Below are 17,571 nucleotides of genomic sequence, written 5' to 3' on the forward strand. Positions count from 1 at the left end.
TAGATTATCGCTAACGGTCTTACGATTTTTGAATAATTATTCAATAATTGATTTTAATTGGTGTGTGAGGAGCAATTCTGTGAAAAATTTTCGGTTTTGGTTAACAACGGAAATAGCGACCTGTTGCTTGTTGGCCCTAGCGCCTGCCCAGGCAGAAACGGTTTCCCAGTCAAATACTTTGGATGGAGATTTGCGGACGGCGATCGCCGGTGACTCAAGTCGAGATTGGCTACAGTTTGAAAAGAGTTTGGAGCAGTCTCTCAAGCAAAAAGAAGAAATTGATTCTTGGAAACCATCATTGGAGTTGATGCAGGCTAAATCCCTTGTCAAACCAGGGCAAAAGTTGACGAATATTGAGTTGCTGGTGCAGGAGTTGGAAGCCTTATCCGACCCACTGGCATTAAATTTTCCAGAACCGAACCAGACCAGTGTTGCTCAAATGGCTCCCCCCAGCCGCCCTATGCCTCCCCCTCCAGCGGGCAGTGGGCAGGTCATGTTTCCCAATCCCGAAATAATCATCCAACAGCAGGGTGGTGTGCCCCAACGTGGTGCCAGCCCTCAGGTGGGAAATCCTAGCATTTTATCTCCTGCGGTACCTGTGGCTCCGGTACGTTCCCGGGCTGTGCCGCCACCAGTGGGGGATTTGGCCATTTCCAACATCAATGCTTCCTTCGACATGATTGATCTTGGCCAAAGGGGTCAGGTTAACGTACCAAGCTTGGTACTACGGGAGGCCCCAGCAAGGGAAGTTTTGGCTGTGCTAACCCGTTATGCTGGCATGAATCTAATTTTTACCGATAACCAAAACAATGAAGGCACTCCTACCCCAGGTACACCTCCCGGTGGTCAGGTTGCTCCTCCCCAAGCTCAGTCAACCATTACTCTGGACATTCAAAATGAAAGTGTTCAGGACGTTTTTAACTACGTTCTGATGGCCTCAGGGCTAAAAGCTAGTCGTCGGGGTAACACAATTTTCGCTGGGGCTAATCTTTTGCCTTCGGCTCGAAATATTATTACCCGCACTATCCGGTTGAACCAGGCTAGTGCTGAGTCTGTGGCCAGTACTTTGGCTTCTCAGGGTGCGGAAGTTAACATCCTATTTGAAGGTCAGGAAGATGTTCAGTTGGCAGAAAATGCGCCGCCAAGGGTAATTAAGCAGCCTCCTACTCTAGTTCCCTTAACTGTTCAAAAACCAGCCAACGATTCTTCAGTTTTAATTCTGGAAGGGCTAGTGGTTAGCACTGATCCCCGTTTAAACACTGTAACCCTGGTGGGTGAACCCCGTAATGTGGAATTGGCTAGTTCCATGATTACTCAAATGGATGCTCGCCGCCGCCAAGTGGCAGTAAACGTCAAAATTATTGACATCAATCTTAATAATATTCAAGATTATGACAGCAGTTTTTCCTTTGGCATAGGAGATAGTTTCTTTGTCCAAGACAGTGGTTCTGCGGTCATGCGCTTTGGTGACACGGCTCCAGTTCAGGAAATTGATATCAACAATAACCTGGGGCGAATCACTAATCCACCTGCCATTGTTAATCCTTTTCAAGACGGAGAGATTTTCTTTGATCTTAATAGAATAACTAACATTGAAGTGCCTCTTGGCCCAGGGACCATCCCCATAAATTTCTTCACATCAGGTTCTGGAGCCGTTTCCAACAATCCATTGTTTAATGGAGTTACTGAATTTCCAATTGTGGAGGTAGATGAACAAGGTCTGTTAACAATCACCCAACCTGAGTTTGGTTTGCCATCTTTTTATCAATATCCTAAAAAGTTTCAGGCACAAATTGACGCTCAAATACGTAGTGGGAATGCGAAAATTCTCACCGATCCAACTTTGATTGTTCAAGAAGGCGAGGCTGCTCAAGTTAAGTTAACAGAATCTGTTATTGCCAGCGTTGATACGCAAGTTGATACCCAGGGAGATACAGCAGTTAGAACTATTACGCCGGTTCTGGAAGATGTTGGATTAACACTAAATGTCATAGTTGATCGAATTGATGACAATGGCTTTATTACTTTGCGCGTTAATCCAATCGTTGCATCTCCTGCTGGAACACAAGTATTTGATAGTGGTGCTGGCGCCATCAACGAAATAACACTGATAAACAAAAGGGAACTTACTTCCGGTGTAGTTCGGCTGAGGGATGATCAGACATTCATTCTATCTGGCATTATTTCGGAACTTCAACGTTCTACCACAAGTAAAGTTCCAATTCTAGGGGATTTACCGGTGATTGGAGCATTGTTTAGGCAGTCCACAGACACAACAGACCGTTCGGAAGTTATTATTCTCATGACCCCCAAGATCATTCATGATAGTACAGAGGCGCAGTTTGGCTTCCGTTACAATCCTGACGCGGCTACGGCGGAATTCCTGCGGCAGAAAGGATTTCCCGTTCAGGCTCAGCCATAGTTAAATTCCTAGCGGGAGACTAAAGTGTTGACCAGCCGTTCCAGAATGTTAACTCGATAATAGGGTTCACAAATCTGGGATAGCTGGTTTGCTTTTGGTTGATAATTTCTAAACAAGATAATGTTGCCGTAAACGCTTTGAGGGGGGAAAAGTTTATCCAACTCAGATGTTTGCAATTGGCTTAAATCAAAGGTTATTTCTTGGCAATCTGGAGCAAAATCCAATAAAATTCCGGAGCCGTAGCCAAGAGTTTTTAATGATTTAAGAATGTTTAATGTATTTTCAAAGAATTCTGGGGCCCAACCCTTTTGGTTTTGACCTCGGTTGACGCCGCCGCCATATTCAAACATCACTACCGCAGGCAGTAAATAGGATTCTATATTTTCTAGCTGTTTAATTACAGCCCATTCCCAACCTTCAATATCTAGTTTTAGACAGGTGATTTTGTCAATTTTTTCTTGGTCAATTAAACTTTGGAGAGTTAGAGTTTTTACTTTTTTAGCTTGACTAGAAGCTCCAAACCATTGGGGAGAAAGGGAACTGAAATTACTATTGAAAATGCCAGCAAATTTGCCTATATATAGGGTTTGTTCTCCGTTCTGATCCGATAAACACACAGGAAGCAAAGTCAAATTAGGTCTTTCTGCTAATTTTTTTAAAGCCTTCACTGGTAACGGCTCGATCGCCAGACTGGTGAAATTCAACTCAGCAAAAATTTGGCAATAAAAAGCAAAGGTGCCCACCCCCACATCAATGCAAACTCCCTGCCGCTGGGGATCAACTTCCGGTAAAAGCTGGGCTAGGAGAGCTTGGCAACAGGGTTCAACGCGCATAGAAAGGTTTCAAAAATTGTTAATCGGGACGCAAGAAGAGAGCATTGAGATAGCGCACATGGCCATCGGCGGCGACCACTTGATCCAGATTGCCAGCATAGCGCAGTCCGAGATTGTCCAATAGGGGAAAAATATCCCGGAATTGGCATTGCCCCTTATACAGTCCATCTAAGGAAATTTCCAAAATACAGGCCTTAGCTTGCCTTAGTATTTTTTCTCCGCCTCGAATCACCCGGTCTTCGTAACCCTGTACGTCGATTTTTACCAGTAATTCCGGCAGTAGCTTTCCTACAAATTGTTCCATTTCCCGGTCAAGGGTTGACTGGTGAACGATAATTTTTTCCTGTTCCCGCACCATGGGATATAAGCTTTCGCAAAGTTTCGTCGTTGGTAAGAGGGATGAAGAAGCGGTAAAAAGCACATGGCTATTAATTTCCAACTCATCCACCCGATCGCCAAGGGCCAAGTTAAAAGTACGAACACGGTTTTGTTGGCGATCGCCCCATTGTTGGAGTTGTTGATAGGGTAGGGGCAAGGGTTCAAAGGCAAAAATTTGAGCTTGGGGAAAATAGCGGCGCATTTTTTTGGCAAATTGTCCCTTATTAGCGCCAATATCAATAATGGTTTGAATATTTAATTGCCTAATTCCCAGAAGTCTGCCATCCCAACTAGGGGTGAGCAAGTTGCCAACAAAGTTAAAAAAATTGTCACTGCAACGGCGGATAAAAGCGTTATTCAACAGAGCCTGGGCCATGGGATTATTAAATCTTGATGTTTCCCGTGGGAAAAATTGAAAATTTAGTGGACAAAAATAATATAAATGGCTTGGACATTACTGCACAGTAAGCTCCATCAAAATTTGCAACGGCGCTTCCCCGAGTTGCAAGGAACTCGAATTTTAGTGGCGGTATCCGGGGGACAAGACTCCCTCTGTTTACTGCATCTACTTAATGATTTAACCAAACAATGGCAGTGGCATTTGGCCGTAGCCCACTGTGACCACCGTTGGCCCACCGATGCAGGCATTGCCGACCACGTACAAGGCCTAGCCCAAGGTTATAAACTACCCTATTTCCAACGGGATGCCCAAGATTTACCCCAAACGGAAGCCGCCGCCCGCCATTGGCGTTACCACGCCCTCACGGCGATCGCCAAAGCAGAAAATTTTCCGGTGGTTATGACTGGCCATACCCAGAGCGACCGGGCAGAAACTTTATTGTTTAACCTCGTGCGGGGCAGTGGCAGTGACGGCTTACAAGCGATGAATTGGGTGAGGAATTTGGAAGAGTCCGGCTCAGACAAAAGCCCGATTAGGCTAATCCGTCCCCTCTTGGAAATTAGTCGTCAAGAAACTGGAGATTTTTGCCAGCAACAACAATTGTCTGTGTGGGAAGACGTGCTCAACGAAAAGTTGACCTATCGCCGCAACCGCATTCGAGGAGAATTGATTCCCTACTTAAAGAAACATTTCAATCCCCAGGTGGAAAAAAGTTTAGCTCAAACGGTGGAATTGTTAACAGCAGAAGTGGCTTATTTAGAGCAAGTTAGTGGAGAAATTTATCAAACCCTAAGCCAAACGGATCAAAAAAGTTTAAACTGTCGTTTACTCAGTCAAAAACCCCTGGCCTTACAACGGCGTATCATTCGCCAATTTCTACAATCCTGTCAAAGCCAATCTCCCAATTTTGAGGAAATTGAACAGATAGTAGGGTTGATTAATGCCCCCAACCGCTCCCAAACTTCTTCCCTACCAGGTCAAGGAATAGTTAGGGTGGAAGGGGACTTTTTGCGATACATTTACCAGGGTAAATAGTAATCATTTCTCCCCAGCTAAACTATGGATAAATTGGCTGAAATTTAGGCTAAAAACCCATCGCTTTAGCAACAATTTCCAAATCTGGTTTTAAACCCGCTTTCACTTGATTGCCACTATTTTGCACAGCACAATCTGGATCTTTCAAGCCGTTGCCGGTCAGCACACAAACCACGGTGGCTCCAGCGGGAACTTGATCTTTTTGCTTCAATAAACCAGCTACGGAAGCGGCACTGGCGGGCTCACAAAAAACCCCTTCTTCGGCAGCTAGGATACGATAGGCTTCCAAAATTTCGGCATCGGTGACGGGGTGAAATTCCCCATTACTTTCCCTAGAAGCGGCCCAGGCCTTATCCCAGTTGGCAGGATTGCCAATACGAATAGCAGTGGCTAGGGTTTCGGGATGGCTAATGGGTTGCCCTTGGATAAAAGGAGCGGAACCAGCGGCTTGGAAACCCATCATCCTCGGTAGGCGATCGCCTTTGCCCAATTCTTTATACTGACAAAAACCCATCCAGTAGGCGGTGATATTGCCCGCATTGCCCACGGGGATACAGAGCCAATCGGGGGCCTGGCCGAGGACATCAACAATTTCAAACGCGGCGGTCTTTTGTCCTTCCAAACGGTAGGGATTAACGGAATTTACCAAGGTTACGGGGTAATGTTCCGATAACTGCCGCACGGTGGTCAACGCATCGTCAAAGTTACCATCAATGGCAATCACTTCCGCACCGTAAATTAAAGCTTGGCCTAATTTTCCCAAAGCGACATAACCATCGGGAATGATCACAAAAGCCCGCAAACCGGCCCGCCGAGCGTAGGCCGCCGCCGCCGCTGAAGTATTACCTGTGCTGGCACAAATTACCGCTTTGGCCCCTGCTTCCTTGGCTTTGGAAATGGCCATGGTCATGCCCCGGTCCTTGAAACTACCGGTGGGGTTTAGGCCGTCATATTTAACAAAAACCCTTACGTCCTTGCCAATGCGTTTGGCGATCGCCGGAGCGGGAATCAGGGGAGTATTGCCTTCTAAAAGGGTGACCACTGGAGTCTGGTCGGATACCGGTAAATAGGGCCGATAGGTTTCAATCAATCCACGCCAACGACAGGCCGAACTCTGGGGACAGACGGGGGTAGCACTGGGCAACACTGTCGAATTTGGGGCGGATGGGGTCATGGTGAAAGAATGACAAGAAATCATGGGGGGCAATGGCCCGAGGTTCCATTCTACAAAAGAGCGGGCACCGAAATGTGAATCGTTTCAGAATTGGATTATTGCCCAAACGATTAATAAGCATAGGTTAAACATATAGTTCAGGGCTTGGTCTGTCCTGGTTGGAGTCCTATAATCAGAAAAATTGGCAGAATGCCCCCAGGCGATCGCCCACAAGTCCGGTAAGCTTGACCCAGGTGTAATCCCTTGGGGTGCAACACCGCTGGACCCCCCCTGACCACCATTAGCCGTGAGGAGACCATTGGCCCTGTGTTTGTTTTAACCGGTTACGAATATTTTCTTGGCTTTCTCTTTATATGCTCCCTGGTGCCAGTGTTGGCCCTGACCGCATCCAAACTCCTCCGTCCTAGGGATGGTGGCCCAGAACGGCAAACTACCTATGAATCCGGTATGGAGCCCATTGGCGGAGCTTGGATTCAGTTCAACATCCGCTACTACATGTTTGCTCTGGTGTTTGTGGTCTTTGATGTGGAGACGGTGTTTCTTTATCCCTGGGCCGTTGCCTTTAATCAATTGGGCCTGTTAGCCTTTGTAGAAGCATTGATCTTCATTGCCATTTTGGTGGTTGCCCTGGTCTACGCTTGGCGCAAAGGGGCTCTGGAGTGGTCCTAGAAGTTTAGTAATGGCCACCAATCCATTGTCCTTGCCTTGCCTGCCCCCCCTATTGTCTTCTCCTATTTCCCATGAGTCCCAACCCTGCTAACCCCACTGACCTGGAACGGGTCGCCACAGCCAAAATTCTCAACCCCGCCAGCCGTAGCCAGGTCACCCAAGACCTTTCGGAAAATGTCATTTTAACCACGGTGGATGACCTCTACAATTGGGCCAAACTTTCTAGTCTCTGGCCGTTGTTGTATGGCACTGCTTGTTGCTTCATCGAATTTGCCGCCCTGATCGGTTCGCGCTTCGATTTTGACCGATTTGGTTTGGTGCCCCGCTCTAGCCCCCGGCAAGCGGATTTGATTATCACCGCCGGAACCATCACCATGAAAATGGCCCCGGCCTTGGTGCGCCTCTACGAAGAAATGCCGGAGCCAAAGTATGTCATTGCCATGGGAGCCTGCACCATCACCGGTGGTATGTTTAGCAGTGATTCCACCACAGCGGTAAGGGGGGTAGATAAATTGATTCCGGTGGATGTGTATATTCCCGGTTGCCCTCCCCGCCCCGAAGCCATTTTTGATGCCATTATTAAACTGCGCAAAAAGGTGGCCAATGAATCTATCCAAGAACGGGCCATTACTCAGCAAACCCATCGCTACTACAGCACTTCCCACCAAATGAAAGTGGTGGCGCCGATTTTGGACGGCAAGTATTTACAACAGGGTACCCGTTCCGCTCCCCCCCGGGAGTTGCAGGAGGCCATGGGAATGCCTGTACCTCCCGCTTTGACCACCTCTCAACAAAAGGAGCAATTAAACCGTGGCTGAGGAAGTGAACTCCCCCAATGAAGCTGTTAATCTCCAAGAGGAGACGGCGATCGCCCCTGTGGGCCCTGTATCCACCTGGCTGACCACCAATGGCTTTGAGCACCAGAGCTTAACGGCGGATCACCTGGGGGTGGAAATGGTGCAAGTGGAAGCGGATTTGCTTCTGCCCCTCTGTACGGCTTTATATGCCTATGGGTTCAACTATTTACAATGCCAGGGAGCCTACGATGAAGGGCCTGGTAAATCCTTAGTGAGTTTTTACCATCTGGTGAAGTTGACCGAGGATACCCGTAACCCGGAAGAGGTCAGACTAAAAGTATTTTTGCCCAGGGAAAATCCGGTGGTGCCCTCTGTGTACTGGATTTGGAAAGCGGCAGACTGGCAAGAGCGGGAATGCTACGACATGTTCGGCATTGTCTATGAAGGTCACCCCAATTTGAAACGGATTTTGATGCCGGAGGATTGGGTAGGCTGGCCCCTGCGTAAGGATTATATTTCCCCCGATTTTTACGAACTCCAGGATGCCTATTAGTCCCGGTCGCCCACGGCAAAATTAAACATCAAAATTAGTTTTAGCTCCCCCTTCCCCCACTGTTGCCAATGGACTGAAAACTTTGGGGGAATATTTTTGTGTTGACTGATTTTCAATCGGTTAAAACAACAGAAAAAAAGGCTTTGATGGTGGCAAGAACGCTAAGGGAGGTAAGCCTTATGTCGTAGTTGCTTTTCAGGAGCTTGTCTTGGGATTATTGGCAATGGAGGCCAATACTTCAGAGCGACTTGTGGAAATTAGCTACTAATTTATAGCTAATTTAATTAATTATGAGGCGTCTTACCTGGGTTTTGTGGTAATATATTGGAAGAATAACACAAGAATCCATAAACAACTAAATCAGTCATGGCTTACGATCTTGATTTACGTATTAAGGTAATAGATTTCATCGAGAGTGGTGGTGGAATCACAAAGGCTTCGAAAATATTTAAGGTGGGCAGAGCAACAATTTATCGCTGGTTGGGCAGAGAAGAGCTTGGGGCAACGAAAGTTGAGACCCGCCAGCGTAAGATAAACAGAAAAGAATTGGAAGAGGATGTGAAAAATAATCCTGATATGCTTTTAAAAGAAAGAGCTAAAAAATTTGGTGTAACTCCTGCTTCACTCTGTTATCAATTCAAAAAAATGAAAGTTACTAAGAAGAAAAACAGTTACTTTATCAAGAGAGAGATGCCCAAAAGCGAGCAGAATATCAGAAAATCTTGAGCCAATTAGTTTTAATGTACGATACTAAAAGTCCAGTATTTATAGACGAAGCTGGTTTTGAGGAATTTGTATCCTCACTTTATGGATGGTCTAAAAAGGGAGAAAGAGTATATGGAGAAAATCAGGGAAAAAGAGGGAAAAAAGAAAATCTTGCAGCAGGAAGAAGAAAAACGAAAAAAGACTTAATAGTGCCGATGTTATTCACAGGAAGCTTAAATGCAACGGGTTTTGAAGGATGGCTGGAATTCTTTTTAATACCAGCATTAACAGCTACATCAATCTTGATTATGGATAACGCCCCCATTCATCGAAAAAATAAGATTAGGGAAATAGTGAAATCCGCAGGACACACGGTGTTATTTTTGCCAACTTATTCCCCAGATTTGAATGATATAGAGCATGACTTTAGTGCATTAAAGAGAGCGAGAATGTACGCACCTTCCGGTACTAGCATAGATAAAGTTATTCAAGATTACTGCATATCTTAATGTCTCATAATTATCTTGATCAGCTATACATCTCCTACCCTTGTTATTTTTCCAAAGATAAATTTTTTATTGGTAACAGGTGGGATTTGCCATTGGCTGAAGGCTGAGTCTCATCAAAAACCACAAATAGCTCCCCGTTGCGCTTGGCTTCATACATGGCCGTGTCGGCATAATCGATTAAACGATCATAGTCAAACTGTTCGTAGTTGCTGATCACAATACCAATACTGGTACTGATAAGCAGTTGAATTCCCTCCATAGTTAACGGACGGGAAAATAATCGGTGAATGCGGTCTGCACATTTTTTCGCATCATCACCTGACTTGGTTGATTTCAAAACAATTATAAATTCATCTCCACTCAGTCGAGCAACCTGGTCACCGTCTCGCACACACTCCAATAGGATTTCTGCTACCCGTTGTAGCACTTTATCTCCAAACAAATGTCCGAATCGATCGTTAATGCTCTTAAATTTATTCAAGTCCAGCATCAGCAGAGCAAATGCCTGGTCGTCAGAATTATTTCTGCCATGGACATTCTGGTGTAGGTTTTCTAAAAAAAGAGCCAGGGAACGACGGTTAGGTAAACAAGTCAGGCTGTCATGGTGAGAATCATAATAAAGTTGGTCGTTAATGGTTGCGAGGGACGTTATGTCATTTAATAGCCAATAAAAACCATTGATTTCACCATTGTCATTTCTTTTTTGGGTGGCTTGAATATCCACACTGATGGAAATACTGCTCAAGGATTGGAGTTGCATTGACCAACAATAGGGCACCTGCCATTCACTTTGATCTTTAACTATATTTTCCAGATGGTTTTCGAGTAACGAAATTTGTTGTTGCGGTGCATAGTAAATAAAAGGTTTCCCCATTAGGGATTCTCTATCGGTTTTAAGCAAACGACAGGCATTTTGGTTCGCATCTTGAATTTTTCCATGGCAATCAATAATTAAGTAATTTCCAGGTAACAATTCTAATAAATTGTGGTACGAATTTTCGAGAACTGACTTTTGTCGATAAATTTTTTTATAAATTTTCCATAATCTTCGCTGATCCTGTTTCAGATCCGCTGGTGAGTCAACCACGGTTAAGTTTCGGGGGCAGTCCTGTTTAATATCAGCGAAAATACCGATGGCCTTTTCTGCCCTCAAATCTTCGAGATAACCAGGATAAGCTTTGTTAGCTTCTTTTTCATCGGTAAAAGGGCCAAAGTAATAGGTTACACAGGGAATAATAGTGTGCACCCTCACCCACCAATCCCTATCCTGGTAGAGGGAACTTGCCTGGGTATCCTGGTCAATAATTTCCCCTGAATCTTCTTGATGCACACGACTCATTAAGCTATCAATCATGTCTGGCATTGCCCGAAGAATTCTTTCTTCAATAACTAATTTTTCTTCAATTAGGCCGGTGTAGCCATGGACAGAAGTAAATTCTAAATCTTCGTCTGTCCTAACTTTATGACGGTTAGGAATTGTGCTTAAAATCTTCGCCTTGAGTTGTTGGCGGAAGCAGGACAACGACAGGGCCATGACATAGGGATGGTCAGGGGGAAAGTCCGTCAGAAATCGATCAATCTCCTCTTCCACTACCGCTAGAGTTTCGTTGACAAGATAGGAGGACATTGCATTGCACCTGTTGAACTGGCAATAGTTGTATAGTCGAATGACGGGAAGTTCTGGGAAAATCGACAATTATAGTCAGATCTACTTCTCCGAGATGCTTGAAGATTTGGCGTCGGCGCAAGGCTTCTAGGCAGTTGTTGAAAATATTGAATCCAGAATTAATCCAGAATTCTTCACCCGGTAATAGTGTGCCTATGGGCTAGAAACCTCTGCTTTTTATTTATTATTCCCCACATCCAATTTAGAAAAAATATTGCTTTTTGTCTGTACGATCATGCTCTTATCTTTAGCTTATTTAGCTTAACCCTGACGGAAACCAAGTAAACGAATATATTCATCTTGTACTAATTGATAGCATTCACAGCTAGTTTTTTTAAGGGCATCGTAGTCCAACAAAGTTATTTTTCCCCGACGATAGGTGATCATGCCGGATTGTTGGAGAGAGTTCGCTGCAATGGTTACCCCCGATCGCCGGACTCCGAGCATATTAGCGACAAATTCTTGGGTAAGGGGTATCTCGTCCACTTGAAGACAGTCATGGACAGACATTAACCAACGGGCTAGACGTTCTTCAATTTTATGTTGGCGATTACAGGCGGCACTCTGGGAAACCTGGGTGAGTCTGGCTTGGGTATAGAGCAACAAAATTCTCTGCAGTTGGGGAGACTGCTCAAACTCTCGTAAAAGTATATGGGCACTTAGTTTCCAAGCTTCCCCTTGCACCTGGACGATGACCTGGCTTGTGGTTTGTTTTCCCCCCAGAATAATGGGCAATCCCACCATTCCTTCATTGCCAATTAAACCAATTTCTGTGGTGGAGCCATCTTCCATAATTGAGACAACGGAAATCATAGCTGTATTGGGAAAATAGGCAAATTCCATCACCTCATTGGGCTCGTATAGTACTGTGCCGGTCTTGTAGACAACTTTTTTGAGATGGGGCGCTAAACGTTTATAAGCTTCGACGGGGAGGAGTCCTAATAACTGATTTAATTTTATGGGAGGATTATTGGTCATTGGCAATGCAATTAATTAAAAATGGCATCTCAATTCACTAACAATCATAAGGGTTGTATGCTAACGCCACTTAGATTCATTTGAATTAAAATGTTTATGACTCCTTGTCTCCCAAAGCTTGGAAAAATTTACTCTGCACGATAAGCTGATCTCTGTATAGAGTAAGGATTGTGCGCAAACGGGACGCCGGTCAGGCCCAAACCAAGAGTTTATCTTCGGAACTACATTCTTATCTGTACGAAACAGGACTTTAGGAGAATTTATTAATAGAAAATTTTCCGGCCATAGTCAATATCAAGGCGATTTAGTCTCGACTTCAACCTTTTTACTCTGTAATTCATAAATCTTTTAATCCGATTTAGTGAAAATAATCAATTCTCTATGGCCTCGATGATGGCGATCGCCAAAACTTGATAGCTGGTGCCGATTTTATTTTTTTCGGTAACTAAGTATCTCTATTAGACTTGATACAAAACAGGATTCTACAGTGAGAAATACTAAATTTATTAGCGTTTTTTTCTGTCTGTGTTGGGTCCGATTTCACTGTGGGGGCGATCGCCAAGGGTGGAGTAATCAGCAACCTTCCAACAATAGATAAAATAAATATTTAGTGAAAAAATATTGACATTAAGATATCTTAATTGACTCTCGGTGATCTCTTCTTCAAAAGGAGTGAAGTCATGACCAGTTCTAGCATTGATGGCGTGGGGGTGGCATTTTTAGTACGGGTTTAGACCGGCGATCGGTTGCTTAAAAATAACAGGGTGACGGAGTTCTTCCGCTGGATATGTTCACCGTAGGAGGACAATTGCTCGGAGTAGTTGACACCACCAGTGCAAAACCTTAATTAGGTAATTAGATTTTAAAACCGCATAAACTCATAATTTCTATTGGATCGTACCTGCGCCAATGATCATAGTGTTAATGCATCACAAAAATGATTGAGGAATTAACGTAGTTTTGCCCTGGTCAAGACGGAGAGCGGTATAGGTTTGTCATCCTTTCTTCGCGCCTTTGCGTCCATCCGTCGGATTTTGTTCGGTTTTACGCCTAAGGGGGAAAGGAAAATGGGCTTACCATCAGGGAGAGAGGCCACACAAGACTGCTGAGTCTGTTAAATTGCAGTGGCAAAAAGTTTGCTATTTCCTATTCCCTTTCAGAACATCGTCCCCCGTTGTTACCGCTGTTAACTTTCCCATCCTAAAAATCTGGTTCCCGTGAATGAAGTTTGCCTAAAGTTGAGTGATTTGTTTGTGTCTTCCGGTTGGGGAGGATATGACCGAGGGCGGGCTCCCCAGTGGGCCCATCCCAGAGCACAGCAACAATGGTTTGGGGCGATCGCCGCTTTGGAACCATTTTTAAGACAAACTTTGCCCAATGTTGGGGGAGAATTACCGGGAATTTGTTTGACGGGCCCTGCCCCAGTGCTGAAAGATGCGGTGCTGGTGCGAAATTTTTACCAAGGCATTGCCACCCCCTGGGAAGAGTTTTCCCCCTGGCCCTGTTTAGCTGGCGAGGAATCCGAATGGAGTGCTGTCCCCCCCATGCGGGAAATTCCCCTGTTTCCCCAGGACCCCTTGGCGGAAGAGCAATTTTGCTGGCTGATGACCCCCCAATTTGGTCTGCTATTGCTGTTGGGCAAAAATGAGCAGGGTTTGGCCCAGTTCTACTGGACTTTTGACCCAGAAATTTTGCAGCAAGCTTGGTTAAGCCTCCAGGCCCGCCTCAAATATGGCCTAAGTCCTGATCTGTCCCTCTTGCAAAAAACCATAGCGGCTTTTAATTTTCCCCAGCCCGATTTCCGTTTGGTGACTTACTTTGGGCAATTGATGTTGGACTACCAGCCCAATCCCTATAATCTTCCCCCATGCCAAGAACAGGAATCGGCGGAACCATCCCCGGATGTGGAACTGCTCCAAGCCTTAACCCATGAGGTGCGGACTCCCCTGACTAGCATTCGCACCCTAACCAAGTTGTTATTGCGTCGCAAAGACCTTTCCCCGGAAGTGCTCAAACGAATTGAATCCATTGACCGGGAGTGTAGCGATCAAATCAGCCGCATGGACCTGATTTTCCGAGCCACGGAATTGGAATCAACCCCCCTGCCGGAATTGGTGGTGCCCCTGACGGTGACATCCTTAGAAGCGGTGTTCCAAGCTGGCATTCCCCGCTGGCAAAAACAGGCCCAGCGCTATAACGTCAATTTACAAGCTCAGATTCCCCATTCTTTGCCCCAGGTGTGGAGTAACCCCAGTTTGTTAGACCAGGTGCTGGGGGGCATGATTGAAAAATTTGTGCGGAATTTCAACGGCGGCGGAGAGATCAATTTACAGATCACCACTGCCGGTGACCAGTTAAAAGTGCAGTTCCATACCCAGTCAGTACACCAAGCCAATCCCGTCAGGGCTCTGGGGGAATTGTTGATGTTCCAGCCCCAAACCGGTTGCCTGAGTTTAAATTGGGATGTGACCAAAAATCTCTTCCAACTCCTGGGAGGTAAGTTAATCGTCAGACGGCGATCGCCATCGGAGGAGATACTAACCATTTACCTTAAATGTGAACAAAGGACTGTGCCTGTGGCCAACTACGATAGGCAGTTCACCATGGTCTAGGGGCTCAACCGAGAGTTTCAATGGCCTGAAATTTGCCGCAGTAAGCCTGGGGTAATAAAGGTCAAAAGGCCAATGGCGATCGCCCCGGCTCCAATGACTATCAATGCCGGTACAAGGCGGGATTGCCAAAATCGTTCCCTGGCCGCCGTCGTTAGCTTGCCAGTTTCCCAATAAACCCAATCATCCCCTAGATGACTAGCCAGACTACGATTCCCCGATAGCAGCAACACAATGCCATTGCCCGTTTCTGGATTAACTCGCAAAGTGTGGTTCAGAGCGGGCATATTGCCCCCGTCATGGCCGATCACAGCTCCCCCACTGGTGGTGGTTTGGTACAGCATCATACCTAAACCCCAGGTGCCATCGGTGCCCGGTTGGGCCGTTGCCATCCTTTGCAAAGTGTCAGCTTTCAAAACCGAGTTGGGTTGGAGATGGGCCTGGGCGAATTTAACCATGTCAGCCAAACTGGCGTAGAGGGAAGCGGCCCCGGTGGCAGTGAAATGGCGGGGAGGGCTGGGCTGTAAATCTTCGGTAAAACTAGTGGCCAAATTATTAGCTCTTCCCTGGTCAACAATGGTTGGCCAATCAAAATTCGCCCCGGTCATACCCAACGGGTGCAGAATTTGCTCCTGCATAAATTCAGCAAAGGATTGTCCCGTCACCTCCTCCACTAACAGTTGCAAAACGGTATAACCGCCCCCGGAGTAGCTAAACTCTTCTCCCGGTGGATAAACTGCCTCCACCCCCCTTGGTTCCCCAAAGGCCACATCTTTTGTTAGGGTCAAAGACTGTTCCAGGGTTTGCAACGGTTGCCCCGGCAAAAATCCTCCATAGCCTAAATGATCGTTCTGTCCCCCGGTATGGCTCAACAGTTGGGCAATGGTTACCTCTCCTCGGTAAGGACTATCAGCAGGAAATTGCCAACGGCGAAGATGGGATAAAACTGGATCGTCTAAATTAATCTGTCCCATTTCCACCAATTTCATTACCCCCCAGGCCGTAACCAGTTTACTCACAGAAGCCATTTGGTAGAGGGTATTTTCTGGGTCAACGGGGGAACCGGAATCAACATTCTCCACTCCCACCGTATGTATGGTGTCCACTTTGCCATTGTGGATTAGGGCTAGGGCCGCACTGCCCAACTCCTTGCCTTCCCCTTGGTTAAGGCGATCGATTAAATATTGGTTAAGGGAAGCTCGATCACCAGGGCGTAGGGGAGGATGGGAAAACCAAATACTTTCCCCCCATAACACTGCCCCCACCAGTAAACTCCAAATGAGCAGGGCAGTAGTGCCGGTTAAAACCTTTTTCAAGCTCTTGTTTGCCGAGGTAAAACTTGCTGATAGTCTCAAATTTTAGCGGAAAATTTCTGGGGTTTTGCTAGAATCAGTCAGAGTTGCCTTACCCGCCCATATTTGCCAAAACCTATGACGACCCATTTCATCACTGCTGAAATTGACCTCCAGGAAAATCCCCTGCAACTGCAACAGGAAATTGAACAGGAATTGGCTAAACGGGGCGATCCCCTGCGGTGGGCGGTGACAGCGGTGGATAAAGAGCAACAAAAAGCCCAGGTGGAAGCGGTGGTGACGGTGACGGCGGTGCAGGAAGTCTAGAAAAAAAGGTTAAGAGCCTGTTTTAAAAGCCCCCCTGGCCCCCCAAATTTGGGAAGAAATTGAGTGAAAGTTCCCCAGTATTGCCGGAGTTTTAGTGGGTCGAGTTAGGGGGCGGGATAAAACTTTCCAAACACGTTCTAAGTTTTACTAGTTCCAGTCTTTTACGGTCACTTTGAGTTATAACGTCACTTTAATTATTCCCACTGGGGTGGGGGCGGCCCTTGGTGGTTACGCTGGGGATGCTCTACCGATCGCCAGGGCCATTTCCCAGGTGTGTGATCGCCTCATTACCCATCCCAATGTGTTAAACGGGGCCCAGCTTTATTACCCCATACCCAACGCCCTTTATGTGGAAGGTTACGCCCTGGATCGCTTTGCCCAGGGAGATTGGGGTTTAACTCCTGTGGGTAACAACGCCATTGGCCTAATTTTGGATCAAGGCATTGAAGAGGATTTGCGCTGGCGACATTTACAGGTGGCGGACGGGGCTCGGGCTACCCTGGGTTTAACCCTGACGGATTACGTTGTTACTGATGAACCCTTGGGGGTGGAATTGCGCCTGTCGGACTCTGGCACTAGTTGGGGCACCATTGCTAACCCAGAAAGTTTATTGCGGGCGGCGGATAAGTTATTGACCCAGACCCAAGCCCAGGCGATCGCCGTCATTGCTCGCTTTCCCGATGATGTGGGCACTCAAGTGCTGGCTGATTATCGCCATGGCCATGGGGTGGATCCCTTGGCCGGAGCGGAAGCGGTCATTTCCCATTTAATTGTGCGGCAATTTCAAGTGCCCTGTGCCCATGCCCCAGCGTTGAGTCCTTTGCCTTTAGACCCAGACATTTCCCCCCGGTCAGCGGCGGAGGAATTGGGCTACACTTTTTTACCCTGTGTATTGATGGGACTGAGTCGGGCTCCCCATTACCAAAGATTTCCCAATGCCCAGGGCCAAACCCTCTGGAGTCGGGATGTGAATGCTGTGGTTGTGCCCGCCAGCGCCTGCGGTGGTTCCGCTTTGATGAGTTTTAGCCAATCTTCTGCCCGCATCATTGCAGTGGAAAATAACTCTACCCAGCTAGAAGTCTATGGCGAAGACCTAGGCATTTCTGTGGTTAGGGTAAACTCTTATTTAGAGGCGATCGGAGTGCTCTGTGCAGACCGTGCAGGCATTAACCTTGATTGTTTCCAACCGGATTTTCCCCTTCTTCACCGCCTACCCTGAATATC

Annotated in this window: 14 protein-coding genes and 1 pseudogene; 9 read left to right on the forward strand and 6 right to left on the reverse strand. The window is 46.5% G+C overall.

Annotation, left to right across the window (positions count from 1 at the left end; genetic code table 11):
* Nucleotides 1–79: 79 nt before the first annotated feature.
* Nucleotides 80–2,422 (forward strand): type IV pilus secretin PilQ, encoded by a 2,343-nt coding sequence (locus tag SYNPCCP_RS08875; protein ID WP_020862340.1) that lies wholly within the window; start codon nt 80–82, stop codon nt 2,420–2,422.
* A gap of 8 nt (nt 2,423–2,430) precedes the next feature.
* Here the strand turns inward: SYNPCCP_RS08875 and SYNPCCP_RS08880 are convergent, their stop codons facing one another.
* Together SYNPCCP_RS08880 and SYNPCCP_RS08885 are read right to left on the reverse strand one after the other, a co-directional pair.
* Nucleotides 2,431–3,255, reverse strand: coding sequence for an FkbM family methyltransferase (locus tag SYNPCCP_RS08880; protein ID WP_010872901.1), 825 nt, complete (start codon nt 3,253–3,255; stop codon nt 2,431–2,433).
* Nucleotides 3,256–3,274: 19 nt separating this feature from the next.
* Nucleotides 3,275–4,009, reverse strand: coding sequence for an FkbM family methyltransferase (locus SYNPCCP_RS08885; RefSeq protein WP_010872902.1), 735 nt, complete (start codon nt 4,007–4,009; stop codon nt 3,275–3,277).
* Between the two features lie 66 nt (nt 4,010–4,075).
* Here SYNPCCP_RS08885 and tilS point away from each other — a divergent pair, with 66 nt between their 5' ends.
* Entirely contained in the window at nt 4,076–5,068 is a 993-nt protein-coding gene (gene tilS, locus SYNPCCP_RS08890; protein ID WP_010872903.1) for a tRNA lysidine(34) synthetase TilS, read from the forward strand.
* Between the two features lie 49 nt (nt 5,069–5,117).
* Here the strand turns inward: tilS and thrC are convergent, their stop codons facing one another.
* On the reverse strand, nt 5,118–6,266 hold the full coding sequence (gene thrC, locus SYNPCCP_RS08895; protein WP_010872904.1) for a threonine synthase: 1,149 nt from the start codon (nt 6,264–6,266) through the stop codon (nt 5,118–5,120).
* 282 nt (nt 6,267–6,548) lie between these two features.
* Between thrC and ndhC the strand changes: the two genes are divergently transcribed.
* The 4 genes and pseudogenes from ndhC (at nt 6,549) to SYNPCCP_RS16880 (ending at nt 9,475) form a co-directional block, all read left to right on the forward strand.
* Complete coding sequence (ndhC, locus tag SYNPCCP_RS08900; RefSeq protein ID WP_010872905.1) at nt 6,549–6,911, forward strand: photosynthetic/respiratory NAD(P)H-quinone oxidoreductase subunit C; 363 nt, start codon at nt 6,549–6,551, stop codon at nt 6,909–6,911.
* A gap of 71 nt (nt 6,912–6,982) precedes the next feature.
* Nucleotides 6,983–7,729, forward strand: a complete 747-nt coding sequence (ndhK, locus tag SYNPCCP_RS08905; protein ID WP_010872906.1) for a photosynthetic/respiratory NAD(P)H-quinone oxidoreductase subunit K — start codon at nt 6,983–6,985, stop codon at nt 7,727–7,729.
* Nucleotides 7,722–8,261, forward strand: a complete 540-nt coding sequence (locus SYNPCCP_RS08910; protein ID WP_010872907.1) for an NAD(P)H-quinone oxidoreductase subunit J — start codon at nt 7,722–7,724, stop codon at nt 8,259–8,261. Before ndhK ends, SYNPCCP_RS08910 begins: the two co-directional genes overlap by 8 nt.
* A 366-nt stretch (nt 8,262–8,627) precedes the next feature.
* Nucleotides 8,628–9,475: pseudogene (locus SYNPCCP_RS16880) on the forward strand (IS630 family transposase).
* 43 nt (nt 9,476–9,518) lie between these two features.
* Here the strand turns inward: SYNPCCP_RS16880 and SYNPCCP_RS08925 are convergent.
* Both SYNPCCP_RS08925 and SYNPCCP_RS08930 read right to left on the reverse strand, forming a co-directional pair.
* Nucleotides 9,519–11,102: a diguanylate cyclase domain-containing protein gene (locus SYNPCCP_RS08925; protein WP_010872910.1), complete on the reverse strand. Its 1,584-nt coding sequence runs from the start codon at nt 11,100–11,102 to the stop codon at nt 9,519–9,521.
* Nucleotides 11,103–11,402: 300 nt separating this feature from the next.
* On the reverse strand, nt 11,403–12,119 hold the full coding sequence (locus tag SYNPCCP_RS08930) for a Crp/Fnr family transcriptional regulator (protein WP_010872911.1): 717 nt from the start codon (nt 12,117–12,119) through the stop codon (nt 11,403–11,405).
* A 1,217-nt stretch (nt 12,120–13,336) separates the two neighbouring features.
* Here SYNPCCP_RS08930 and hik34 point away from each other — a divergent pair.
* Nucleotides 13,337–14,731 carry a two-component system sensor histidine kinase Hik34 gene (gene hik34, locus SYNPCCP_RS08935; RefSeq protein ID WP_010872912.1) on the forward strand — a complete coding sequence of 465 codons (1,395 nt, stop codon included), beginning with the start codon at nt 13,337–13,339 and terminating at the stop codon, nt 14,729–14,731.
* Between the two features lie 17 nt (nt 14,732–14,748).
* Here the strand turns inward: hik34 and SYNPCCP_RS08940 are convergent, their stop codons facing one another.
* Nucleotides 14,749–16,044: a serine hydrolase gene (locus SYNPCCP_RS08940; protein WP_223211266.1), complete on the reverse strand. Its 1,296-nt coding sequence runs from the start codon at nt 16,042–16,044 to the stop codon at nt 14,749–14,751.
* 114 nt (nt 16,045–16,158) lie between these two features.
* Here SYNPCCP_RS08940 and SYNPCCP_RS08945 point away from each other — a divergent pair, with 114 nt between their 5' ends.
* Both SYNPCCP_RS08945 and SYNPCCP_RS08950 read left to right on the forward strand, forming a co-directional pair.
* Complete coding sequence (locus SYNPCCP_RS08945) at nt 16,159–16,347, forward strand: hypothetical protein (protein WP_010872914.1); 189 nt, start codon at nt 16,159–16,161, stop codon at nt 16,345–16,347.
* Between the two features lie 172 nt (nt 16,348–16,519).
* A complete protein-coding gene (locus SYNPCCP_RS08950; RefSeq protein ID WP_020862336.1) occupies nt 16,520–17,566 on the forward strand; it encodes a DUF3326 domain-containing protein in 1,047 nt (348 codons plus the stop codon).
* The last annotated feature ends 5 nt before the right edge of the window (nt 17,567–17,571 follow it).

The organism is Synechocystis sp. PCC 6803 substr. PCC-P, assembly GCF_000284455.1.
In the GTDB taxonomy this organism is placed as follows: Bacteria; Cyanobacteriota; Cyanobacteriia; order Cyanobacteriales; family Microcystaceae; genus Synechocystis.

Excerpts from the sequence above, each read along its gene's own strand:
- SYNPCCP_RS08885 (WP_010872902.1), bottom strand. The coding sequence starts at position 4,009 with ATGGCCCAGGCTCTGTTGAATAACGCTTTTATCCGCCGTTGCAGTGAC.
- SYNPCCP_RS08945 (WP_010872914.1), top strand. The coding sequence starts at position 16,159 with ATGACGACCCATTTCATCACTGCTGAAATTGACCTCCAGGAAAATCCC.
- thrC (WP_010872904.1), bottom strand. The coding sequence starts at position 6,266 with ATGATTTCTTGTCATTCTTTCACCATGACCCCATCCGCCCCAAATTCG.
- SYNPCCP_RS08930 (WP_010872911.1), bottom strand. The coding sequence starts at position 12,119 with ATGACCAATAATCCTCCCATAAAATTAAATCAGTTATTAGGACTCCTC.
- tilS (WP_010872903.1), top strand. The coding sequence starts at position 4,076 with ATGGCTTGGACATTACTGCACAGTAAGCTCCATCAAAATTTGCAACGG.
- ndhK (WP_010872906.1), top strand. The coding sequence starts at position 6,983 with ATGAGTCCCAACCCTGCTAACCCCACTGACCTGGAACGGGTCGCCACA.
- SYNPCCP_RS08880 (WP_010872901.1), bottom strand. The coding sequence starts at position 3,255 with ATGCGCGTTGAACCCTGTTGCCAAGCTCTCCTAGCCCAGCTTTTACCG.
- SYNPCCP_RS08925 (WP_010872910.1), bottom strand. The coding sequence starts at position 11,102 with ATGTCCTCCTATCTTGTCAACGAAACTCTAGCGGTAGTGGAAGAGGAG.